The 7063-nt window shown below is 59.7% G+C and carries 5 protein-coding genes; 1 reads left to right on the forward strand and 4 read right to left on the reverse strand.

Annotation, left to right across the window (positions count from 1 at the left end):
• The 4 genes from AC1D1X_RS11735 to AC1D1X_RS11750 form a co-directional block, all read right to left on the reverse strand.
• A partial coding sequence (locus AC1D1X_RS11735) for a DUF262 domain-containing protein (RefSeq protein WP_477698317.1) occupies positions 1-276 on the reverse strand: 276 nt, incomplete at its 3' end.
• 378 nt (positions 277-654) lie between these two features.
• On the reverse strand, positions 655-1632 hold the full coding sequence (locus AC1D1X_RS11740) for an alpha/beta hydrolase family protein (RefSeq protein ID WP_477671534.1): 978 nt from the start codon (positions 1630-1632) through the stop codon (positions 655-657).
• A gap of 8 nt (positions 1633-1640) precedes the next feature.
• Positions 1641-4469 carry a DUF3857 domain-containing protein gene (locus tag AC1D1X_RS11745; protein ID WP_477671535.1) on the reverse strand — a complete coding sequence of 943 codons (2829 nt, stop codon included), beginning with the start codon at positions 4467-4469 and terminating at the stop codon, positions 1641-1643.
• Between the two features lie 87 nt (positions 4470-4556).
• Positions 4557-6401 (reverse strand): glutamine--tRNA ligase/YqeY domain fusion protein, encoded by a 1845-nt coding sequence (locus tag AC1D1X_RS11750; protein ID WP_477698318.1) that lies wholly within the window; start codon positions 6399-6401, stop codon positions 4557-4559.
• A 118-nt stretch (positions 6402-6519) separates the two neighbouring features.
• On the opposite strand from AC1D1X_RS11750, the gene AC1D1X_RS11755 reads away from it, so the two are divergent.
• On the forward strand, positions 6520-6906 hold the full coding sequence (locus AC1D1X_RS11755; RefSeq protein ID WP_477698319.1) for a hypothetical protein: 387 nt from the start codon (positions 6520-6522) through the stop codon (positions 6904-6906).
• Positions 6907-7063: the final 157 nt, after the last annotated feature.

The following is a 7063-nucleotide window of genomic DNA, read 5'->3' on the forward strand; positions in this document are numbered from 1 at the left end:
GACGACCGGAATCGGACATTGAATAATTAGCGACTCGATTAATCGAGATGCCTGCGAATCACTCCAAACATATCGACGTTGAAACTCAGGAATACCTATAGACGTATCGCGCAGTTTTTCAAAAATTGTCTGAACTGCAAAGTCGTAAGTTTCGGTATGAAGCTTTCTTTGCTCTGGAGGGATGTTAAGAATCGACTCTGCAAAATCGTCTTGACCAGTTGCAGTGGGAAAGAGCAAGTCAGCAAGTCCTCGCCCATCTTTTTTTGCAGTTGCCATTGGAGATACCTTTGAGTTCGTTAGCTACATACGATGACAGACTGCTTCCAACTGATCGGGTTTGATCGAGATATAGGCAAATCGCCATTTGCTAGTAGCGAGTGTTTCATGCTCGTCGTTCGATTGAATACGGTTTTAACCGCGTTGTGGTCATTTAAACCTGTGAAAAGTACCCATGCCATTTGAACAAAGGCTGACCTACTACCCTATGGTTAGTAAGACTCAACATAGGTCGGCATGCCTTTAGCTTTCTGGGACATAGCTCGTCGATGGACTTATTGCTATCCGCCGTGTGTGCCACTCCTGCATCGAGGATCAGTGTCGTGTGTAAAGCGATCGGCATAGGCATAGATGGTACTTCTATCGGTAATAGCGAAGTTACCCCTTAAGCCCCTTACCCGCCCGCGCCACCATCTCCTCCGTCCCCAAATCCCTCGCACACCACCCCGCCACAATGCGCGACGAATTCGACAGCCCGTGCGCATCCGGACCGGTGCCTTCGCCTTGTAGCACCTGAACCGGAATCTGCGCTTTTTGCAATGCGTCGGCCATTACGGTTTGCGAGGTCCAGAAAACGTTTTTGTCATTCGGGTTGCCCAGCACAAACACGCGCAGCTTGGGGTTGGTTTTTTCCTTGGCGACAAACTTCCACGGCTCGTAGGAGTCGGCGTAGTTGGTGGTGTCTTTGCTGCGGCCCATCATTTCCCAGCGGATGCGGGGTGAGGAGGGTGCTGAGGTGGGGATGGCGCACACGATGTCCGAGCGCTCGGTGATCAATGACGAGGTGACGTGGCCGCCGCCGCTTTGTCCAGCGATGACCCATTCTTCAATGCCGTAGCGCTTCTTGATCTCGTCTAACGCGGCCGAGATGATGAGTGATTCGTCAATGCGCCTGCGCTGCATGTGGTCGCCTGATGAGCCGTGGGTGCCCGGGCGGCCCATGTAGATGTAGGGCATGCCGAGTGTTTTGGCCCAACCGTCGGCGAAGTTTTGCAACTGGGCGTTGGTCAAGTCCAGGTAGTTTTTGCTGGTCTTGCCTACGCCCACAAAGACGTCGCCATGAAAGAACACGATGGCGCGTTTGACGGGCTGGTCGCCAAAACCGGCCTTCCAGTATTTGATGCATTCGGCGCCCGAGCTGGCCGTGGCGGCCCAGACGGTGTTGGCGGCGGCCGCGCATTGCGCCTGGGTGGCCTTGACACCATGCAGGATGGCCGATTCTGAAAAATCGCCTGCGTCGCTAAATTCGAAACGGCCGAACTGGGCATGACCGGTGGCCGGTACCAGCAGGGATGCCGCCCATCCCGTCATCACCAGAAAATTGCGCAGGCGCTTGGGATAGGGCGATGGGCGCATATGTGGGCCTAGGGCTTGGCGACACCCATCTGTTGCAGCTCCAGGCCCGCTGCGACGTGCTCGATGTAGAGGAGGACGCCTTTTTCGCGGGCCTTGTTGAAAAACTCGGCGGCTTTTGTCTTGTCGCCCTGGGCATAGTAGTTCTGGCCAACATAGAAGTAGCCTTCCACAAGGGCCATGTCGCGTTCGTCGCCCTTTTTGCTGTCTAGTGTGGCCAGGGCCTGTTCGGGTGTCATCAGGCCGTGCAGCATGGCAAGGGCGGGGCGGGGCCAGTCACCGCCAGGCTTGGCCCTGGCAAGCGCTTGCTGTGCGGCGTCCGGCGTGATGCCCAGCCGCTTTTGTGTCCATACGCGCCACAGCTCTGCATAAAGTGCGGCGTCGGCATCAGCCTGTTTGGACTGGCTTGCTTTGGCAAAGTCTTCTGCCGCTGCCGCAAGCTGGCCGCCGTAGAAACGTGCGTGGCCGCGCCGGTACATCACGTGGTCGCTTTCGTCGCCGAGTGAAATGGCCTTGCTGTAGTCGGCAACGCTGCGGGGGTAGTCTTGCAGGCCAAAGTACACATTGCCGCGGCAGGCATAGGCGCGCGAAAAGTTGGGGCTGCCCTTGATGGCAAGCTGGGCGTCTTTCAGGCCTTCTTCGGGTTTGCCGAGGTCTGTGAGTGCCTCGGCGCGTTCGCACAGGGCGTTTGCCAGGTCGTCACCGCTCAGCCGGCCGCTGTCGATACCTTTGCCGATCTTGCCGATGCGGTCTTTCAGGCGGTCCTCAATTGTCTGGCGCAGGTTTTTGGCCCCCAGGCCCAGCAGGCCGGATGACTTGATATCGTCTTTACGCACCACTGCCACGGGGTAAAAGATCTCCCCGGTGCGGCGCAGGGCGGCCGCATAGGCCGGCACGCGTGACGCCTCGATCTGGGTTTGCAGTACGGCCAGCTCGATGGAGGTTGATGCCCGATTGCCGCGAAAGGTGCTGGAGACCTTGTAGTCAAAGGCGTCGTCGCGCACGGAGCGCGTGAGGGGGTCACGCACCACAGACACCTCAGGCGGGAATTCAATCTCGATCGAGTAACGGTTCTTGCGCGGCAGGACTTCCATGGACAGCGGCTGGGTGCGATTGACTGACGGTGGCATGACCACCATGCCCGCCATGTTGCTGGCGCTGTAGCGCACGCCCCACTCGCCAGTGGCCGTGATGGCCAGGTTGGGAATGATGTAGAGGTTTTTGACGGTTATGACGTTGTTTACGGTGTCGTCGAGCACCTGGAGCGGCGCCGAAAAACGGATGCCGGGATAGAGCCGCTCATATACCTCGCGAAACACCTTGTCGCGCTGCTCGGTCGTCCAGGCGGCCAACTGGATGCGGCGCACTTCCGCGCTGTAGCCCGACCAGAGGTTCTGGCTTTCGAGCGTGCCGTCGCCGCCAAATTTCGGCAGCGTGATTTTTTCGGTGAGTTCGTTGCGGGAGATCGCGGCGTAATCAGCTGACTTGATGCGGGTGAAGCTGCTGTTGCCGGGTTGAACAACGAGTACCTCGGAGCCTTCATGCGGCTGGCCCAGTGCGTCCAGCCGTCCGGTTTGGCCGATCAGGGTGGGGTCGAGAAAATAGGTTTTGCCTTCCACTTCCGCGCGCACGATGGCGTGGTCGAAAGCGTAAGGTGAAGGCAGCATCTTCGTCAGTCCGTCGCGGAAGCGGGTGGACACCAGCACCGGCTGTGCCTTGATGCCCAGCGCGCGCAGCATCTCGATCAGCATGAATGATTTGTCCTTGCAGTCGCCATAGCGGCGCTGCAGGGTGAGCGCGGGTTGCGTGGGGCGGTGCGAACTTTCACCCAGGGACACCGAGAAATAACGGATTTCGTTTTGCACCCATTGCAGTGCACCGGAGACGCGCTCGTCCATGGTGGGCTTGGTGCCCAGCGTTTGCACTACCTGCATGATTTCAGGAGGCAAGGGTGCGGTGCTACGGAACAGCTGGTCGGCCCAGTCCGACACCTCGGCCCAGCTCTGGAACTCCGAGAACTGCATGGAGCGGCCCACATAAAAACTGGAAGGAACCGAAGCTTCAAAGTCCACGGCTGGCAGCGCGAGCTGTTCCCAACGGAGTTTTTTCATCGCGCCGCTGACTGACTCGACAGGCTTTGGATAGTCCTTGTTCAGGTCGCCCAAAAAACGCACATTGATCTTGCGCGCGGAAGGATAGTTAAGCGTGACACGGCGCCGGTCAACCGGGCCGCCCTGGTCCCAGCTGGCGTAGTCAATGAAGCGGTTGCCCATGACCGGGTTGGCTCCGATGGTGGAGTAGGCGATCTCCAGTATGTCGCCGACGCGCAGGTCCTCAACCAGGATGGATGCGGTGGTTTCGCCGTTATAGGCGCCCATGTCGAGGCCGGTTTCCTGCTGAAGGAAGCGGATTTCGGCCGTGGCGAGCTTGTCAAGAACCTGGCCTGCGCGGTGAATGCGCAGGATATGGAGCTTGGCTCTCTGGTATTCGGGGTTGAAGGACACGGCCATCGTGCCCAGCGACTGCAACGGGGCATTGGTGTTGGCCAGCCAGGCCCGGTGTACAAAGCTGGTGGATTGTGCGGCCACCATGAATTGCGTGTCCGCCAGTATGGTTACCACTGGTGCCTTGCTTTGCGTGGCAGGCAGGTTGGTGATGGGTTCGACCCAACTGGGCAGGGCCGCCTGGCGCTCGAATTTGTCGGATGAAATCCGCACTTCCTTGACGCCTTCGTTCGGACCCTGGGTAGCAGGCGTCGGCTGGGACTGCGCGGCCAGTGCGCACAGAGCGAGCGTGCCCATCAACATCGTGCTGCGCACGGCATGCAACCAGATTTTCAAAATATTCTCCCTCGTAATTCGAATTGTTCTGTGGACGCTATTTTTAGTTTGTGCTTCGGTTTGAGCGGCGTCCATCGGCTTGCCAGGCTATTTGGCCCAGTTATCCTTCATGCCCGTGACCCGATTGAATACGGCTTTACTGGCAGAGTGATCCACCAGGTCCGTCACAAAGTACCCATGCCGCTCAAACTGAAAGCGCGTACCGGCGGGCACATTCGTCAGTGATGGCTCAACATACGCCGTCACGGCCTTGAGGCTGTCGGGGTTCAGCTCGTCGTGGAAATCCTTGTCGCCGGTGCCGGGGTGTTCGGTGGTGAAGAGGCGGTCATAAAGGCGCACTTCGGCCTGCACCGCATCGTTCACACCCACCCAGGTGATCACGCCCTTGACCTTGATGGCGTCGGAGCCGGGGGTGCCGCTCTTGGTGTCGGGGATCAGGGTGGCGTGCACTTCGGTGACCTTGCCGTTGGCGTCTTTCACTGCGCCTGTGCATTCGATGACGTGGCCATATTTGAGGCGGACCTTGCTGCCGGCAATCGCCTGCTTGCTGGCGTTGATGTGCGGCGGGAAGAGGCGGAAGAAACCTTTGGGGGGAGTCTCTTCGTAGTCGGTGCGTTCAATCCAGACTTCCTTGCCGATCTTGAACTGGCGTTTGCCCATGTCTTCATGGTGCGGGTGCACGGGTGCGCTGCAGTCGTCAAGCTTTCCTGCGCCCATGATTTCATCCCAATTGGTCAGCACCAGCTTGACCGGATCAAGCACGGCCATGGCACGCGGTGCAATCGGGTCGAGCGTGTCGCGCAAGGAACCTTCGAGCGTGYTGTAGTCGATCCAGCTGTCGCTCTTGGTGACGCCGATGCGTTCGGCAAAGAGTTGCAGTGATTCGGGCGTGTAGCCGCGGCGGCGCAGGCCGACTATTGTTGGCATGCGGGGGTCGTCCCAGCCGCTCACGCGCTTTTCAGTCACCAGCTGGGCGAGCTTGCGTTTGCTGGTGAGCACGTAGGTGAGGTTGAGGCGCGCAAATTCGTACTGGCGCGGGTGCGGTGTGGCAATGAGTTTGCCTTCGGCCAAACGGTCGAGCAGCCAATCGTAAAACGGGCGCTGGTCTTCAAACTCGAGCGTGCAGATGCTGTGGGTGATCTGCTCAAGTGCGTCTTCGACCGGGTGGGCGAAGGTGTACATGGGRTAGATGCACCATTTGTCGCCGGTGTTGTGGTGGTGTGCGCGGCGTATGCGGTAAATGGCCGGGTCGCGCATGTTGATGTTGGGCGAGGCCATGTCGATCTTGGCGCGCAGCACGGCGGCGCCGTCGGGCAGCTTGCCGTCTCGCATCTCGCGAAAGCGCGCCAGGTTCTCAGCGGGTGTGCGGCCGCGGAAGGGGCTGTTGGTGCCGGGGTGGCCAAAGTCGCCGCGGTTGTGGCGCATTTCTTCGGCGGTTTGTTCGTCAACGTAGGCGTTGCCGCTTTCAATCAAATACTCGGCTGCGCGGTACATGAAGTCAAAGTAGTCGCTGGCCTGGTAGGGCTTGTCGCCCCCTTTGCCATTGCCGATCTGCGCCCAGTCATAGCCCAGCCACCTGACGGCTTCGATGATGCTGTCGACGTATTCGGTGTCTTCTTTTTCGGGGTTGGTGTCGTCAAAGCGCAGGTGGCATACGCCGCCGTAGTCGCGCGCCAGGCCGAAGTTCAGGCAAATGCTTTTGGCGTGGCCCACATGTAAGTAGCCGTTGGGCTCGGGCGGAAAGCGCAAGCGTACCTTGGCCGGGTCGGGCTGGCCCCCAGCGTGGTGGGCGGCGTCCCCGGGGCTGCCGCCCCAGCGGCGGCTGGCATAAGTGCCTTCGGCCAAGTCTTTTTCGATGATTTGGCGCAGGAAGTTGCTGGGCTTGTGGGTTTCTTTGTCGGCGGGCGCGGAGGCAGGGGCGTGGGTGGTCATTGAGTGATTTTAGGGGGTTACGTTTGGCTACGCTCTTCACTGTGCATGCGGTACGCCGTTACGGGGGTGGCGCGTTTAATAAACACATGGGCATTTCCTGCCCTGTTAAGGAGATCATATGAAGACAGCAATCAAGGCAAACCGCTCCGTCGCCGTGGCAGGCGCCACAGCCGCGCTGGCACTGGCCGCTTTCGGCTTTGCCGGTGCTGCCCAGGCCCGTGACAACGTGACCTTTTCTGTGGGCGTAGCCGCTCCCGGTATAGCGGTGGGCGTGACCAACGGCTACCCGGTGTACCAGCAGCCCGTGTATGTGCAGCCCGCCCCGGTGTACTACCAGCCTGCCCCGGTGTATTACCAGCCGMGTCCTGTGTACGTGAGGCCTGCGCCTGTGTACTACGCACCGCAGCCGGTGTACTACGGCCCCAGGCACGGCCACAGGCACCACGGCGGTTACTACGTGCAGGCGCCCCCTCCGGGTTATGGGCCGGGGTATTACAGGCGCTAAGCCTGCGTTGCGGGCTAACCCGGTCTGACCTGGGTCGCCAGGGTTAGCCGCCTTGCAACAGCAAAAAGCAAAAAGCCCGCTTCATGCGGGCTTTTTGCCGGGCGCCGAAAGATCAGCCGGCCGGGCCCCAGAAAACATAGTCCGCCTCGTAAGGCAC

This window comes from Polaromonas sp. P1_G4 (assembly GCF_056405475.1).